The sequence below is a fragment of the Streptomyces himalayensis subsp. himalayensis genome, from assembly GCF_013778455.1.
Lineage (GTDB): Bacteria > Actinomycetota > Actinomycetes > Streptomycetales > Streptomycetaceae > Streptomyces > Streptomyces himalayensis.
Window position 1 is genome coordinate 233,098 of record NZ_JACEHE010000012.1, and the last position, 16,221, is coordinate 249,318.

The following is a 16,221-nucleotide window of genomic DNA, read 5'->3' on the forward strand; positions in this document are numbered from 1 at the left end:
GGACGCGAAGCTTTCGTACGACCGTACAAAGACAGCTCCCGTGAGAAAGGGCCCCGCCGTGGCCGCCAAGCGCCTCGTCGTGCTGGTCTCCGGATCAGGTACGAATCTGCAGGCTCTGCTCGATGCCATCGCGGCGCAGGGACCCGAGGCCTATGGGGCCGAGATCGTCGCCGTCGGTGCCGACCGCGACTCCATCGCCGGGCTCGAACGCGCCGAACGCGCCGGTCTGCCGACGTTTGTGCGGAAGGTGAAGGACTACGAGAGCCGGGAGGCGTGGGACGCGGCGCTTACCGAGGCCGTCGCCGCCTACGAGCCGGATCTCGTCGTCTCGGCCGGATTCATGAAGATCGTCGGGAAGGAATTCCTGGCCCGGTTCGGCGGGCGGTTCGTGAACACCCACCCCGCGCTGCTGCCCAGTTTTCCCGGAGCCCACGGTGTGCGCGACGCCCTCGCGCACGGCGTCAAGGTCACCGGATGCACCGTCCACTTCGTCGACGACGGCGTCGACACCGGCCCGATCATCGCTCAGGGCGTGGTCGAGGTCCGGGACGAGGACGACGAGAGCGCTCTGCACGAGCGCATCAAGGAAGTCGAGCGAAGGCTGCTCGTCGAGGCCGTGGGGCGTCTGGCCCGCGACGGCTTTCGCATTGAGGGACGAAAGGTAGTTATCCCGTGACCGCCGAAGGTACGCAGGTGACTCAGGACACGAAGCGGGCCATCCGCCGGGCGCTGGTCAGCGTCTACGACAAGACCGGACTCGAGGAGCTCGCGCGCGGGCTGCACGAGGCGGGCGTCGAGCTGGTGTCCACCGGCTCCACCGCCGCGAAGATCGCCGCCGCTGGCGTGCCGGTCACCAAGGTCGAGGACCTCACCGGCTTCCCCGAGTGCCTCGACGGCCGCGTCAAGACGCTGCACCCGCGCGTGCACGCCGGGATCCTCGCCGACCTGCGGCTCGAGGACCACCAGCGGCAGCTCGCCGAGCTGGGCGTGGAGCCGTTCCAGCTGGTGATCGTCAACCTCTACCCGTTCCGCGAGACCGTCGCGTCCGGCGCCTCGCCGGACGAGTGCGTCGAGCAGATCGACATCGGCGGCCCGTCGATGGTCCGCGCCGCCGCCAAGAACCACCCGTCCGTGGCTGTGGTCACCAGTCCCGAGCGGTACGGCGACGTGCTCGCCGCCGTCCGCGGCGGCGGCTTCGACCTGGGCGCCCGCAAGCGGCTCGCTGCCGAAGCGTTCCAGCACACCGCCTCGTACGACGTCGCGGTCGCCTCCTGGTTCGCGAGCGAGTACGCCCCGGTCGACGCTGCGGCTGACAGCGGCTCCGCCGCGGGCAGCTTCCCCGACTTCATCGGTGCCACCTTCGAGCGCAAGAACACCCTGCGCTACGGCGAGAACCCGCACCAGGACGCCGCCCTCTACGTGGACGGCACGGGCGGCCTTGCCGAGGCCGAGCAGCTGCACGGCAAGGAGATGTCGTACAACAACTACACGGACACCGAGGCCGCGCGCCGGGCGGCGTACGACCACCCGGAGCCCTGCGTCGCGATCATCAAGCACGCCAACCCGTGCGGCATCGCGATCGGCGCGGACGTCGGCGAGGCCCACCGCAAGGCGCACGCATGCGACCCGCTGTCCGCCTTCGGCGGCGTCATCGCCGTCAACCGGCCGGTGACCGTGGAGATGGCCGAGCAGGTCGCCGAGATCTTCACCGAGGTCATCGTGGCGCCCTACTACGAGGCCGGGGCGGTCGAGATCCTCGCCCGCAAGAAGAACATCCGTGTACTGCGCTGCCCCGACGCCCCGTCCGCCCCGGTCGAGGTCAAGCCCATCGACGGCGGCGCGCTGCTCCAGGTCACCGACCGGCTCCAGGCCGACGGCGACGACCCGGCCACCTGGACCCTCGCCACCGGCGAGCCGCTGTCCGAGGACGAACTCGCCGAACTCGCCTTCGCCTGGCGGGCCTGCCGTGCCGTCAAGTCCAACGCGATCCTGCTCGCCAAGGACGGCGCCTCTGTCGGCGTCGGCATGGGCCAGGTCAACCGCGTCGACTCCGCGAAGCTCGCCGTCGAGCGGGCCGGCGCCGAGCGCGCCCAGGGCTCGTACGCCGCGTCGGACGCGTTCTTCCCGTTCCCCGACGGCCTCGAGATCCTCACCGAGGCGGGCGTCAAGGCCGTTGTCCAGCCCGGCGGTTCGGTCCGCGACGAGCAGGTCGTCGAGGCCGCGCAGAAGGCGGGCGTGACGATGTACTTCACGGGTACGCGGCACTTCTTCCACTGATCGCCGGTTGCCGGCAAGTGACCGGCCCGCACAGCGGGGCGGCCCCCGTCCCTCCCTCGCGGAGGCCGGAGGCCGCCCCGCTGCGTTCACCTGGGGAAGCAGGCGGCCGGGCCCGGGATCGCCGGGACCATGGAGCCGGCGCAGAGAGACGCCAAGGGCCGCGCCTCCCTTGCGACGGGGAGGCGCGGCCCTTTGGGGAACAGCGTGCGGGTATCCCTGCGGTGAGCTTCGGGCGTCAGCCCTTGACGACCACCGAGCCGCACACCTTGTCCGCGAAGGTCTGCTTCTTGGCGTCCCACAGCGGCCACAGCCAGCCGAGGTAGCAGGCGATGCTGTCGAGGAAGTGGGCGAGACGGCGCACGAACGCCATGCCGACGCCGAGCGGGCGGCCGTCGCTCTCGCGCAGCAGCCGGATGCCGAGGGCCTTCTTGCCGATGGTCTGGCCGGTCTTGCCCTCCTGGATCAGCTGCCAGATCGCGACGGCGAGTATCGCCACGCCGCCGATCAGGGAGAGGATCGTGGCTGCGTTCTCGCCGGCGGCGGCACCGATGAGGACGATGGCGTAGGGCACGAGGAAGACCAGGCCGTCCACGAGGGTCGCCAGGAAGCGCAGACCCCAGTGCGCGTACGGCGGCGTACCCCCGTACGCCTGCTGCTGCCCGTATCCGGGGTACGCCTGGGCCGGCTGCTGCGGGTAGCCGTAGCCCTGCTGGGGCGGGACGCCCTGCGGGGCCTGCGGGTAGCCGCCGGGCTGGGGCTGCTGCTGGGGGTAGCCGTAGCCCGGCTGGGCCGGCTGCTGGGGCGGGGTCCCGTAAGGGTTGTTCGGGTCGCCGAAACTCATGGGCGGTCTTTCCTCCGTTGATGGCGCGGGGACGACGCGGCCGGCTCGGAGGAAAGTTCTACTGATGCGGTTCGTCCCCCCGGCGCTGTCCGCGGCAGTGCGACGCTCATCGTTCTTTAGCCGCCGCTGACTTGTCCAGCCGCATTCCCTATGTGTTGTGCAAGCGCAACCTGGCTGATCATGGTGGAATCGCGTCACATCGACCGCGAGGGCCCGGCCCGGCCCCGGCGGGTTGCCGATCACGTCGGGGCGGCGCAGGGACCCGATCCCGGTGGTTGGGCGTGCCTCGGACCGGAACGTCGGGGTGTCCGGATCGGAACGGCGGGTGCCGGGCCGCGGGCGTGCCGGGACCGGACCCGCTGGGACCGGATTGGAACCAGGACCGTGTCATCCGCGAGGATGGGGGCATGACTGCCCAGATTCTCGATGGCAAGGCCACCGCTGCCGCGATCAAGTCCGACCTGGCCGCCCGTGTCGCGGCCCTGAAGGAGAAGGGCGTCACGCCCGGCCTCGGTACGCTGCTGGTCGGGGAGGACCCGGGCAGCCAGAAGTACGTCGCGGGCAAGCACCGCGACTGCGCCCAGGTCGGCATCGCCTCCATCCAGCGTGAACTGCCCGCCTCCGCCACCCAGGAGGAGATCGAGGCGGTCGTACGCGAGCTCAACGAGGACCCGGCCTGCACCGGGTACATCGTCCAGCTGCCGCTGCCCAAGGGCATCGACGAGAACCGCGTCCTCGAGCTGATGGACCCCGCCAAGGACGCCGACGGGCTGCACCCGATGAACCTCGGCCGCCTCGTCCTGAACGAGCCGGCCCCGCTGCCCTGCACCCCGTACGGCATCATCCGGCTGCTGCGGCAGCACGGAGTGGAGATCCGGGGCGCCGAGGTGGTCGTCGTCGGCCGCGGCGTCACCATCGGCCGACCGATGCCGCTGCTGCTCACGCGCCGCTCGGAGAACGCGACGGTGACGCAGTGCCACACCGGTACGCGCGATCTGTCCGCGCACCTCAGGCGGGCGGACATCATCGTCGCCGCGGCCGGTGTGCCGCACCTGATCAAGCCCGAGGATGTGAAGCCCGGCGCGGCCGTCCTGGACGTCGGCGTCTCGCGCGACGAGAGCGGCAAGATCGTCGGGGACGTCCACCCGGGCGTCGCCGAGGTCGCCGGCTGGCTCTCGCCCAACCCGGGCGGCGTCGGCCCGATGACCCGGGCCCAGCTCCTCGTCAACGTCGTGGAGGCCGCGGAACGCTCCGCCGCCGAGTAACCCGTCCTGACGGGTCGCCGCACGGATGGGGCGGCAGCCGGCAACGGAACGCAGGGCGAACGGATGAACGCAGAGGCAGACGCATGAACGCAGAGGCGAGCGACGAACCCGGGACGGCTGCGGACACCGGGCACGCGGAGCGTGCCGCCCGGCGGCCGACGGGGACCGCAGGGCGGTCGGCGCGTGACGGCCGGCAGGCGGCGGGTGACGGCCGGCTGCCGCCGGGGACGGCCGGACTGTCGGCGGCTGACGCCCTGCAGACGGCGAGGGACGCCCGTCGCCCGGCGCGTGACGCCGAGCGGTCGGCGGTCGAGCGGTCAGTGGGTGACGCCCACCAGCCGACGGGTGACGCTCGGCGGCCCGGGGCGACGGAGTCGGCCTCGGACGGGGAGCGGCTGCGGGATGCGGAGTCCGCGCCGACCGCGGAGCCGGCGTCTGTCGCGGAGTCCGCGTCTGCCGGGGAGCCTGCGTCGGGTGCGGAGCTCGCGTCTGTCGAGGGGGCGGCGTCCATGGCGGAGCGGGTGTCGGGTGCCGTGCGATCGGGCGAAGGGTCCGTGGGCGTGGAGCGGTCCCGGGGCGGGGAGCCGTCCTCGGCCTCGGAGTCCGCGCGCGTCAAGGGGCCCGCGCCTTCCGGGGAGCGGTCGCCGGATTCGGAGCCCTTGCCTGCCGGAGAACGGGCGCCGGCCGCGGCGCTGTCGGGTGAGGAGCCCGCGGGCGCGGAGCGGGCGTATGCCGGGGAGTCGTCGGCCGCAGAGCGGGCGTCGGCTGCGGATCGCTCGAAGGAGGAGAAGCGGCCTTTGCGTGCTAAGCAGTCGCAAGGTGGCGAGCGTGCGTGGAACGCGGGGCCGGGGACGGGCGTGGAGTCAGGGTCGTTCGGCCAGTCCGCGGCACACGAGGACGGGCCGAGTGCCAAGGGGGCGGTCAGCACCGTCGGGTCGGACGGGCGGCCGCAGCGCACCTCGCGGCGGTTCCCTCTGTTCACGCGCGACACCGCCCGGCCTGAGGGCGGTGGCCGGGCGGCCTCTGGGGACGCCCCGGCCCCGGCCCGGCAGTGGCCCGTGCTCGCGGTGCTCTCGCTGGTCGGGCTCGGTCTCCTGCTGACGGCGTTCGACCTGTTCCGCATCGGCACGATGGTGATCGGCGTCGCGCTGATGGCGGGCGCCGTCATGCGCTGGACGCTGCCCTCCGTGGGCATGCTCGCCGTGCGTTCGCGCTTCACGGACATGGTCACGTACGGCGTGCTGGGCGTGGCCATCGTGCTGCTCGCGATGATGGTGCAGCCAGAGCCGTGGCTGAAGATCCCGTTCCTGGACGACGCGCTGCACTTCACGATCAGCTGACGCGACCCGGGATGCGGCCTCCGGAGCGGCCTCACGATCGGGATTCGGCTGACGCGCCAGTACCGACTTGGCTGACGCGCCGTACCGACTTAGCTGACGCGGCCTCCGACGTGCGAGAGGACGGCGTCCGTCCCCTCCCCCGAGGGAGGACGGGCGCCGTCCCTGCGTTCAGAGTCATGGACGTGACAAGAAGGATCAAGGGAGGCCGGGCAGCTGTGGCACGGAAGTGACCGTTCCGCCACGGTGTGCGCGGCCCGCAACGGGCGTCCTGACGGCATCGTGGCGAGCGGTACGTCGCCCCGGTGAACGGAATCGGACTCTCCAACTCCGGATCGCTGGGCTCCAATTGCGTGACCGCACGCTCGCTGTGTGACGATGTGGCGACAAGTTCAAGGATTTACGACCATCGCTCGCGACGGCGGGGCTAACGTGAGCAATCGGGCGCCTCGGGATTCCTTGGGGCGTCCCCGACGTAGAACGGTGATTCGTCCGGTAATTCGCGGTACCGATGGAAAACTGGACCGGAGACCGTCGGGCGTGCAACGGTGCATGCCGGTGGCTCGAATGCTCCTGTGCGCCCCCACTGGCGGAACTGAGATCCTGGCTCGGCGCATCCCTCTGGGTAGTCAGAACGGGGGCCGGGCAGAGGCACCGCCGGCGGGGAGAGCGCGGGCAACAGGGCACGTATCGGGGGTAAGAGGGGGGAAGCAATGCCTCGTTGGAGGGAGCTGCCGCAGGAGCTCGATCCGCAGGTCAGGGAGTTTGCCAGCCAGCTGCGCAGGCTCGTCGACCGGAGCGGTTTGAGCATCGCCGCGGTGGCAGACCGCACCGGCTACAGCAAGACGTCGTGGGAGCGCTATCTGAACGGCCGGCTGCTCGCGCCCAAGGGCGCGATCGTCGCGCTGGCCGAGGTGACCGGTACCAACCCCATCCATCTGACGACCATGTGGGAGCTCGCGGAGCGCGCCTGGAGCCGCTCCGAGATGCGCCACGACATGACCATGGAGGCGATCCGGATATCCCAGGCGCGCGCCGCGCTCGGGGAGTTCGGGCCGACCCCCGTCAAGAGCAAGAACGGCCGGACCGCCCAGAAGAGTGCCGGTGTCGGGACGGCGGGCCCGGTCACGGGCGTGGCCGGTCCCGCCGGAGTGGCCCCCAGCGTTCCGCTGCAGCCCTCCGCGCCGGACATGGAGGGAGTCTCGGCCGGAGACGGCCGGGGTTCCGTCGCAGCGCCGCCCGGACGCCCCGGCCCGGCGGGCACGGCGCCCGGCCCCGGCGGCTCTCCCGACCGGCAGCGGCGGGGGCGCAGACTGACGATGTTCCTCGCGGGCGTCGTCGGCGCGCTCATCGTGATCGCCGCCGCCGTCCTGCTCGTCGACCCGGGCGACGACACCAAGGGCGGCACCGAAGGCAAGGCGCCCTCGGCCACGCCGACCACGAGCAACGCGAATCTGCCGGAAGGCGTCCAGTGCAGCGGCAAGGACTGCACGGGCAAGGACCCGGAGACCATGGGCTGCGGCGGCGAGTTGGCGAGGACCACCACCAGCGTCACGGTGGGTACGGCCCTCGTCGAGGTCCGCTACAGCAAGACCTGCGGCGCGGCCTGGGCGCGCATCACCCAGGCGGCCGCGGGCGACAAGGTCCAGATCACCTCCGGGGCCACCGAGCAGAACGGCACGGTGGACGGCGACGCCGACGCGTATACGCCGATGGTGGCCGTCAAGGACGCCACCGACGCGACGGCCTGCGCAACCCTGAAGGCTGGTCAGAAGGGCTGCACCGAGTAGTACTTCGTGACGCCGTCGGGAGTGTTGAGGGTCTCCACGGCGGCGTCAGAGGGGTCCGTGAGAAGTAATTCCAACGAGTTCGGGAAATGGGGGAATGCCTGCCCCGGTCCGGGGCAGGCGGACAATACCCCCACGGGAGTGCGGTGCTGTCAAGGACACCATTCGCACCCCGGCACCCCACGGCGGCCGCCGTTGCCCCACCTCTCCCGGGCAGGCGGCCGCCGCTTCTGTGCGTGGCGGCGGCATGTCTGACCGCTGACCCGTATCAGGGCATGGTCGAGATCAGTGGCATGCACCCCGTACCGGCGGAATGGGTCCCGTACCGGCGGCATGGGCTCGACTCCGTGTCGTGCGCGCCGTGTCGGCGACAAGGGCCCCGAATCGGCGGCATGCGCCCGTATCGGCGACAAGGGCCCCGTATCCGCGCCATGTGGGCCGGGCCACAGGGGTGTGGGGGGCCACCGTGTCCCAGGCGCGATAGCCTGACCGGTGGATCTCTTGACGCCGAGAGATCGATCAAAGACCGCTGTCCTACGGAGATCGCCATGACCCGCACTCCCGTGAATGTCACCGTCACCGGCGCGGCCGGCCAGATCGGATACGCGCTGCTCTTCCGCATCGCCTCCGGTCAGCTGCTGGGCGCGGACGTGCCGGTCAAGCTGCGTCTGCTGGAGATCACCCCGGCGCTGAAGGCCGCCGAGGGCACCGCCATGGAGCTGGACGACTGTGCGTTCCCGCTGCTCCAGGGCATCGAGATCACCGACGACCCGAACGTCGCCTTCGACGGTGCCAACGTGGCGCTGCTGGTCGGTGCCCGTCCCCGCACCAAGGGCATGGAGCGCGGTGACCTCCTCGAGGCCAACGGTGGCATCTTCAAGCCGCAGGGCAAGGCCATCAACGACCACGCCGCGGACGACATCAAGGTCCTCGTCGTCGGCAACCCGGCCAACACCAACGCCCTCATCGCCCAGGCCGCCGCTCCGGACGTACCGGCCGAGCGCTTCACCGCGATGACCCGCCTCGACCACAACCGCGCGCTCACCCAGCTCGCGAAGAAGACGGGCACCACGGTCGCCGACATCAAGCGCCTGACCATCTGGGGCAACCACTCCGCCACCCAGTACCCGGACATCTTCCACGCCACGGTCGCCGGTAAGAACGCCGCCGAGACCGTGAACGACGAGAAGTGGCTGGCCGAGGACTTCATCCCGACCGTCGCCAAGCGCGGCGCCGCGATCATCGAGGCCCGTGGCGCCTCGTCGGCCGCCTCCGCCGCCAACGCCGCCATCGACCACGTGTACACCTGGGTCAACGGCACGGCCGAGGGCAACTGGACCTCCATGGGCATCCCGTCGGACGGCTCCTACGGCGTCCCGGAGGGCCTGATCTCCTCCTTCCCCGTCACCACCAAGGACGGCAAGTACGAGATCGTCCAGGGCCTGGAGATCAACGAGTTCTCCCGCGCCCGTATCGACGCCTCGGTCCAGGAGCTGTCCGAGGAGCGCGAGGCGGTTCGCGCGCTGGGCCTCATCTGAGCCGCAGTCGCTGACCAGCATTGACGTAAGGCCTCGGTCCGTTACCGGACCGAGGCCTTCCACGTACGGGGCTGTCACAGGACTGCAATGCGGTGTGCATGGATGTAACGGCACAAAGCCATGCATGATCAATAACATGACCGATCGCCGCACTTTTCTTGCCGGTTCGGCCGCGACCCTCGGTCTCGCCACCCTGGCCGGATGCTCATCGGACGGGAAGGACTCCGGCACCGGCGCGGAGTCCGACACCGTTCCCGGGCCCGCCTCCGCGAAGCCCGCCGTCGCACGCCGAGAGGACCGCCCGAACCTCGTCGTCATCCTCGCCGACGACCTCGGGTACGGCGAGGTCGGAGCGTACGGCCAGAAGATCATCAACACCCCGCGGATCGACCGGCTGGCCACCGAGGGACTGCGTTTCACCTCGGCCTATTCGCCCGCACCGGTCTGCGCCCCCTCGCGCTGCTCGCTGCTCACGGGGCTGCACAGCGGCCACGCGACCGTACGCCAGAACCCCTTCCACGCGCCGCAGGGCTCCCTCACCGCGAACGACACCACCTTCGCCGAGGTGCTGCGCGCCCGCGGCTACCGCACCGCCGTCATCGGCAAGTGGGGGTTCGGCCCGGAGCAGGTCGGCCAGCCCAGCCACCCCAACTCCCGTGGCTTCGAGGAGTTCTACGGCTACATCAGCCACCGCCACGCGCACAGCTACTACCCGTCGTATCTCTGGCACAACGGCGAAGAGGTGCCCCTGGACGGGAAGACGTACGCCCCCGACCTCATCACGGCACGCGCGCTGGACTTCATCGCCGGCCACGCCGACGAGCCGTTTCTGCTGTACCTGGCCCCCACGGTGCCGCACGCCCCCAGCGACGTCCCGGAGTTCGGGGAGTACGCCCACGAGCCGTGGCCGGACGCCGACAAGGGGCACGCCGCGCAGGTCGCCTACTTCGACACCCTCGTCGGCCAGGTCGCCGACAAGCTCACCGCGCTCGGCATCGCCCACGACACCGTCGTGCTCGTCGCGAGCGACAACGGCCCGCACGAGGAGGGCGGCGTCGACCCCGACCGGTTTGACGCGAACGGTCCGCTGCGCGGCTACAAGCGCAACCTGTACGAGGGCGGCATCCGTACACCGCTGATCGCCTGGGGCCCGGGCCGGATCGCGGCGGGGACGACGGACCGGCCGACACCGCTCACCGATCTGCTCCCCACACTCGCCGACCTGGCGGGCGCGCCCGCACCGACCGACATCGACGGGCTGTCGGCGGCCCCGTTGCTGAGCGGCGACGCCAAGGCCGCCGCCGCCCGCCATGACGCGCTGTACTTCTACCGCAACGACCCCGCCTCGACGCCCCGCGCCAACGCCCAGGACAAGGGCCGCATCCGCCGCCTCGCCGAGGCGGTACGCCAGGACGACTGGAAGCTGGTCCGCTTCGCCCCCGGCCGCGACCGGACGGCCCCCGACGCCCAGTGGAGCGCCGAGCTCTACCGCCTCTCCACGGACCTCGGCGAGGCACAAGACCTGGCCGCGTCCAACCCTCGGAAGGTCGCAGAGCTGGTCTCCGTAGCCCGTTCCGCGTGGGTCGACGACTACCGGCGCAAGCCCTTCGGCGTACGGATCGTCAGCTTCCCCGAAGGGCGGTTCACCGGCGAGGAGTTCACGCTGGAGGCCGTCCTCGGCAACGGCTCGTCCCGCGTCTGGACGGATGCCCGGCTCACCCTGATCGCCCCGGACGGCTGGCAGGTGCACGCCCTGACCCAGTCCCGCGCCCCCCGCCTCCCCGCCGGCGCATCCCTCGCCACACGCTGGCGCCTCACACCCCCGGCCCCGGCCCCCGCCGACGCCTGGCAGCTGAGGGCGGTGGGCACGGCCCGCACGACCGGCAAGGCGTCACTGCGCTACGAGACGACGCGGACGCTGGGGAAGCCGCGGACGACGGGCAGGGTCTAGGCCCTGTCGTCTGCGGCTTCTGACGCGAGACGGCGACTCTCTTCCCCTCGAGTCGTTGCAGCCCTACTCTCTGATGTAGTACTCCTTATACATGAGCGAGCAGGTGCACAACAGACTGGCGATGGTGCGCGCGGAGCGGAAGGTGTCGCGCCAGCGCCTGGCCGAGGCAGTGGGTGCCCACTACCAGACCATCGGCTACATCGAGCGGGGGCAGTACAACCCGAGCCTCGACCTGGCTCTGAGGATCGCGCGGTTCTTCGATCTGCCGGTCGAGGCGCTGTTCTCGCTCGAACCGTTCCGCCCGCTCACGGACGAGGTCTACGGGAGGAAGCATTGAATCCTCCCCTCCCTGAAGGAGGGGATTCCTGGCTCAGGCCGCCTCCTGGAGCAGCGCTCCAGGAGGTCTTCCGCCATCAGCACCAGCCGGGTTGAGACCAGCCCGGACGAGCATGACGCGTGCGGAGTTCTTGTCCCGTGGGGACACGGTTCCGCACGCGGTGCAGGTGTAGCTGCGCTCACCCAGCGGCAGTGCGTGCTTGGCTCTCGCATCGCAGTGCGCGCAGTCCATCGTGGTGTGCGCGGGGTGTACGAGGCGGATGTTCCGCCCGTGCTTGCGGCCCATCTCGGTCAGAGCGGCCTTGGTGGCGCCGATGGCGGCGTCAGCGGCCTTGCGGGCCATGGTGGTCTTGGCGAGGAACTTCGGACGGAAGTCCTCGACAGCGATGGCGTCGTGGCCGCGGACAACCTTCTTGGCCCACTTGCGACCGGTGTCCTCACGCTGCCTCGCGACCTTTTTGTGCGCCTTGGCCCGCAGTTTCTTCGCCTCGCGGTAGCCCTTCGATCCGGGCTGGCCCTTCTTCGGCTTGCGGCGGGCCATCATTCGGTCGTACCGGGCCAGCTTCGTCTGGGCCTTCTTGCCGTGCTGGGCGTGCGGCAGGTCGTGCGCGTCGGACGTGGTGGTCGCGGTCTCCTTCACGCCCCAGTCGACACCGAGTGCGTGGCCGGTCTGCGGCAGGGGCTCAACCTGGGCGGGGACGACGAACGAGCAGTACCAATGCCCGAGGCTGTCCTGGTACACGCGCACCGAGGACGGCTCAGCCGGCAGTTCCCGCGACCACGCCACTGTTACGACGATGCCCCCGGCCAGGTGCAGCCGGCCGTCCTTCAAACGGAACCCACGCCGTGTGTAGTTGAGGGTCGGCAGTGCCTCGCGCTTGGTCTTCCACTTCGGCATCCTGGCCCGGCGCGTCATGGGCAGGCGCTCTGTGATGTCCTTCTGCGCCTTGGCGCGGGAGCGGCCGAAGTCGCGGATGATCTGCTGCTGGGGAACCGACGAGCCCGCCCGCAGCCACGGCGTGCGGGTGCGGGCTTCGGTCAGCATCTTGTCGAGTTGAGCCGGGCCGCACGTGGCCTTCTGGCCGGTGGCCTTGTTGTGCAGGTGTACGGCCTTGGACTTGGCGACACATTCGTTCCACACCCACCGGCATCGGTCCCACTCCGCCGTCAGGGCGGTGCGGGCGGTGGACGACACGCGCAGCCGGTAGGTGTAGCGGGCATGCCCGGCCTCCGCAGCCGCCCTCACCTGCGCCATCGCGCCCCCTCACGGTCCCCGGCCGGGACGCCATGGCATCCCCAACCCTCCGAAGGACCATACGTACGACTGCCGCACATGCGTACCCCGATCCCACAGCCACCACCCCAACCAGCGATCAGGGGTACGGGCGTTCGCATCACCCCGGCGGCGCCTGACGGCGGTACGGGCGCTCCGCGCCCTGAACCGGATGCGGCGACGCTCCGCGTCGCGACACCCGGATGCGATTCCTCCCCGGCGTGAACGCCGGGGCCTCCTCGCAAGAAGCAGGTGAATCGTGACGTTCGCGAAGCATGCGCCAGGCCCTGATATCAGCCAACTGGACGGCCTGATCTGGCGCAAGAGCACCTATAGCGGTGCCGAGAACGCTTGCGTCGAACACGCCCCCCTCCCGTCCGGCCGGCAAGCCGTCCGTGACTCCAAGGACCCCGGCCGCGGAATCCTCCATTTCGGGCCGGGCGCATGGCGGGTGTTCGTCGAGTCCTGGCGCTGACGAGTCAGCACTCGCAGCGGTGAGTTCGCTGAATTCACCGGCCGCTACGTCGTTGGTCGTAGGTCCTGGTCGGGGCCGGGCATCGTTCCCGGGACCGATACGGAGCCGTAAGACGGCTGACTAGCGTGCTTGCATGGACACATCAGGAGATACGACGGGTGTGCTCGACGAAGCGCTGGAGCGGTTGCATGTGTCGGGGCCGGAGCGGGTCGGGCGGCTGACCAATCACGCTCCTATGGTGGTTGAGGCGCTCGCCTCTCACGGGCAGTCGGGTGCTGTGCACCGCTGGCTGGATCTGTACGAGGCGAAACTCGAGGAATTCCCCAGCTCGGTGGAGTCCGTTACTGATGCCAACTGGCCTGCTGCGCTGGGTGATTCACGTCGGATTGCCGACTGGATCGCGTACTTCACGCGCGCCATCGGTGAAGGCTCCTGGAGAGACCTGCTCGCGACGTGGTGGCCGCGTCTGCTGCCAGGGATGTACGGGGGGTCAACCCACCCGGTGGTCCGCGTGGGCCATGCCGTGCGCGCCCTCATCGAGGGCGGGGGAAGTGCTCCTCGTCTCACCGAACTCGCTCATGGGCTGGGTTATTGGGCCGCGCGGCATCATCCTGTCTCCGGTATCGCGCTGCTTCCCGGTGTTCATGAGATGGGGGATGTCGTCGAGGCCCTGGACGCCGTGCCGCCGGTCCCGGATCCGCACGGTGGATTCCCGGCCCGGCTGGCCCTCGTCGAATGGCTGCCCGCTTGGGCGAGCGAGGTGACCGACCCGGACGCGGCCAGGGAGCGGCTCGCCGAGCTGGTGCGTGCCGCGACTCATCGCTATGCAACGCATGGCCACGGCAACGAGACGATGCTGGTCCACGCGGCGACGGCGCCCAGCGCCGTGCTGCGCACGCTGCCCGCTCTACCCCGTGCCCTGTGGGCACCGAGCCTCCACGCGGCGTGGCTGGCCTCGGCGGCGGTGACGGCGATGTACGCCCCGAGTGAGCCGGTGCCCTATGTGCCGCCCGGTCGCATCACCGCCGAAGAGGTCCTCGAGCGCGCCCTGGCGCACGGTGACGAACACGTCATCAAGCTGACCGACACCGCACTGGATATCGGTGACGACGAACAGGCGCTCGCCGCCGCTCTACGTGCCATCGAGCTCAGCGAGCCGATTTCCTGAATGGCGAATGCCCGTAGCGGCGGTTCTGTGAATGCCCTCGCGATGGTTCTTCTAGGCGCGCGTCTTCCCTGCGCGCGCCTTTTGCTACTGCCCGGTATCCCTCTGATTCATGTCTCTTGCGTCACTTTCTCAGGGAATATCGCTACTCAGCGTATTTTCAGGGATCGAGGTCTCCATTCCCAGTGGTATCGCGCACTTTCGCCGTCGGGCCGTCATGTTCTGGGCCTTTGCGGGCAGGCCTCAGGGTTGCGGTGTGTAGCGGCGCTTGGCGCGGCGGCGGTTACGGTGAATTCGGGTGGAGAGCCGTAAGACATGCATATGCAGTGACATAGAGCACTTTCAGCTGACCCGTGTGCATGCTTTCCGCCTGGCAGGGCAGGTGCCCGCGATCGCCGAAAGTGATCGGCGTGCAGAAAGACGGAGTGGAAGGCCGAACAGGACGTGTCGTCGCACAAGACCATTCATGTGGGCGGAGAGTGGCGCAGCGCCCTCTCCGGTGCCACGCGGGAGATTCTCGACCCGGCGGACGCGAAGCCGTTCGCCGTGATCGCCGAGGGTGGTGCCGAGGACGCGGACGCCGCCATCGCTGCCGCCCGTGCCGCATTCGACCAGGGCCCCTGGCCCAGGACGCCCGTCGCCGAGCGGGCCGCGCTGCTGCGCCGGGTCGCCGGCCTGCTCCGCCGCGACCGCGAGGAGCTCGGCCTGCTGGAGAGCCGCGACGCGGGTAAGACGGTGGAGGAAGGGCGCGTGGACATCGACTGTGTCGCCGACGCCTTCGTCTACTTCGCCGACCTCGTGGCCGCGGAGGGCGCGGGCCGTGTCGTCGACGCCGGGACGGACACCGTCCACAGCGTCGTCGTGCACGAGCCCGTCGGCGTCTGCGCGCTCATCACGCCCTGGAACTACCCGCTGCTGCAGGCCAGCTGGAAGATCGCACCCGCGCTGGCGGCCGGCAACACGTTCGTCGTCAAGCCGAGCGAGATCACGCCGATGACGACCGTCGCGCTGATCGGCCTGCTCGTCGAGGCCGGGCTGCCCGCCGGGGTCGCCAACATCGTGACGGGCCCCGGTCATTCGGTCGGTGCGCGGTTCGCCGAGCACCCGGACGTCGACCTCGTGTCGTTCACGGGCGGGCTCGTCAGCGGTACGAAGGTCGCTCAGGCCGCGGCCGTCGGCGTCAAGAAGGTCGCCCTCGAGCTTGGGGGCAAGAACCCCAACGTCGTGTTCGCCGACGCCTGCGCCACCGACGAAGGCTTCGACACCGCCGTCGACCAGGCGCTCAACGCCGCCTTCATCCACAGCGGCCAGGTGTGCTCCGCGGGCTCCCGGCTCATCATCGAGGAGTCGGTGCGCGAGCGCTTCGTCGCCGAACTCGCCCGCCGGGCCGCGAAGATCCGGCTCGGCCGCGGCACCGAGGACGGCGTCGAGTGCGGGCCGCTCGTATCCGAGCAGCAGCGCGCGAAGACGGAGGGCTACGTGGCCTCCGCGCTGGAGGAGGGCGCGGTGCTGGTGACCGGCGGGCAGCGGCCCGAGCCGTCCGGCATCCGGCCCGCCACCGGCTACTTCTACGAGCCGACCGTCCTCGACCACTGCCACCGCGGGATGCGGGTCGTGCGGGAGGAGGTCTTCGGGCCGGTGCTCACCGTCGAGACCTTCCGCACCGAGGACGAGGCCGTCGCCCTCGCCAACGACACCGAGTACGGGCTCGCGGGCGCCGTCTGGACCGCCGACGCGGGACGCGCCCGGCGCGTCGCAGGACGCCTGCGGCACGGCACCGTGTGGATCAACGACTTCCACCCCTACCTCCCGCAGGCCGAGTGGGGCGGCTTCGGCAAGAGCGGGGTCGGCCGCGAACTCGGGCCCGCCGGGCTCGCCGAGTACCGCGAGAGCAAGCACGTCTACCAGAACCTGGACCCGCGCCCGGTGCGGTGGTTCGCGGGTTGAGCGGAGGCCGCTGAACCCGCCGTCGTACC

The 16,221-nt window shown here is 70.5% G+C and carries 13 protein-coding genes; 11 read left to right on the forward strand and 2 right to left on the reverse strand.

Annotated features, from left to right (window positions below; genetic code table 11):
* Window positions 1-58: 58 nt before the first annotated feature.
* The gene (gene purN, locus H1D24_RS21020; protein ID WP_181659165.1) at window positions 59-676 is read left to right on the forward strand and encodes a phosphoribosylglycinamide formyltransferase; all 618 of its coding nucleotides are present in this window, start codon (window positions 59-61) and stop codon (window positions 674-676) included.
* A gap of 17 nt (window positions 677-693) precedes the next feature.
* Complete coding sequence (gene purH, locus H1D24_RS21025; RefSeq protein ID WP_309484399.1) at window positions 694-2,277, forward strand: bifunctional phosphoribosylaminoimidazolecarboxamide formyltransferase/IMP cyclohydrolase; 1,584 nt, start codon at window positions 694-696, stop codon at window positions 2,275-2,277.
* Between the two features lie 235 nt (window positions 2,278-2,512).
* Here purH and H1D24_RS21030 read toward each other — a convergent pair whose 3' ends face one another.
* Entirely contained in the window at window positions 2,513-3,118 is a 606-nt protein-coding gene (locus H1D24_RS21030; protein ID WP_181659167.1) for an RDD family protein, read from the reverse strand.
* 407 nt (window positions 3,119-3,525) lie between these two features.
* Between H1D24_RS21030 and H1D24_RS21035 the strand changes: the two genes are divergently transcribed.
* From H1D24_RS21035 to H1D24_RS21060, 6 genes are all read left to right on the forward strand, one after another.
* Window positions 3,526-4,383: a bifunctional methylenetetrahydrofolate dehydrogenase/methenyltetrahydrofolate cyclohydrolase gene (locus H1D24_RS21035; RefSeq protein ID WP_181659168.1), complete on the forward strand. Its 858-nt coding sequence runs from the start codon at window positions 3,526-3,528 to the stop codon at window positions 4,381-4,383.
* 857 nt (window positions 4,384-5,240) lie between these two features.
* On the forward strand, window positions 5,241-5,723 hold the full coding sequence (locus H1D24_RS21040) for a DUF3017 domain-containing protein (RefSeq protein ID WP_181659204.1): 483 nt from the start codon (window positions 5,241-5,243) through the stop codon (window positions 5,721-5,723).
* Window positions 5,724-6,433: 710 nt separating this feature from the next.
* Complete coding sequence (locus H1D24_RS21045) at window positions 6,434-7,510, forward strand: XRE family transcriptional regulator (protein ID WP_181659169.1); 1,077 nt, start codon at window positions 6,434-6,436, stop codon at window positions 7,508-7,510.
* A gap of 545 nt (window positions 7,511-8,055) precedes the next feature.
* Entirely contained in the window at window positions 8,056-9,045 is a 990-nt protein-coding gene (locus H1D24_RS21050) for a malate dehydrogenase (protein WP_181659170.1), read from the forward strand.
* Between the two features lie 136 nt (window positions 9,046-9,181).
* Window positions 9,182-10,996: a sulfatase-like hydrolase/transferase gene (locus tag H1D24_RS21055; RefSeq protein WP_181659171.1), complete on the forward strand. Its 1,815-nt coding sequence runs from the start codon at window positions 9,182-9,184 to the stop codon at window positions 10,994-10,996.
* Window positions 10,997-11,087: 91 nt separating this feature from the next.
* Window positions 11,088-11,333, forward strand: a complete 246-nt coding sequence (locus H1D24_RS21060; RefSeq protein WP_181659172.1) for a helix-turn-helix transcriptional regulator — start codon at window positions 11,088-11,090, stop codon at window positions 11,331-11,333.
* Window positions 11,334-11,366: 33 nt separating this feature from the next.
* Here the strand turns inward: H1D24_RS21060 and H1D24_RS21065 are convergent, their stop codons facing one another.
* Window positions 11,367-12,587 (reverse strand): RNA-guided endonuclease InsQ/TnpB family protein, encoded by a 1,221-nt coding sequence (locus H1D24_RS21065; RefSeq protein WP_181659173.1) that lies wholly within the window; start codon window positions 12,585-12,587, stop codon window positions 11,367-11,369.
* A 277-nt stretch (window positions 12,588-12,864) separates the two neighbouring features.
* Between H1D24_RS21065 and H1D24_RS21070 the strand changes: the two genes are divergently transcribed.
* The 3 genes from H1D24_RS21070 (at window position 12,865) to H1D24_RS21080 (ending at window position 16,192) form a co-directional block, all read left to right on the forward strand.
* Entirely contained in the window at window positions 12,865-13,080 is a 216-nt protein-coding gene (locus tag H1D24_RS21070) for a DUF397 domain-containing protein (RefSeq protein ID WP_309484400.1), read from the forward strand.
* A gap of 133 nt (window positions 13,081-13,213) precedes the next feature.
* On the forward strand, window positions 13,214-14,248 hold the full coding sequence (locus H1D24_RS21075) for a questin oxidase family protein (RefSeq protein ID WP_181659174.1): 1,035 nt from the start codon (window positions 13,214-13,216) through the stop codon (window positions 14,246-14,248).
* A 441-nt stretch (window positions 14,249-14,689) separates the two neighbouring features.
* Window positions 14,690-16,192: an aldehyde dehydrogenase family protein gene (locus tag H1D24_RS21080; RefSeq protein ID WP_181659175.1), complete on the forward strand. Its 1,503-nt coding sequence runs from the start codon at window positions 14,690-14,692 to the stop codon at window positions 16,190-16,192.
* The last annotated feature ends 29 nt before the right edge of the window (window positions 16,193-16,221 follow it).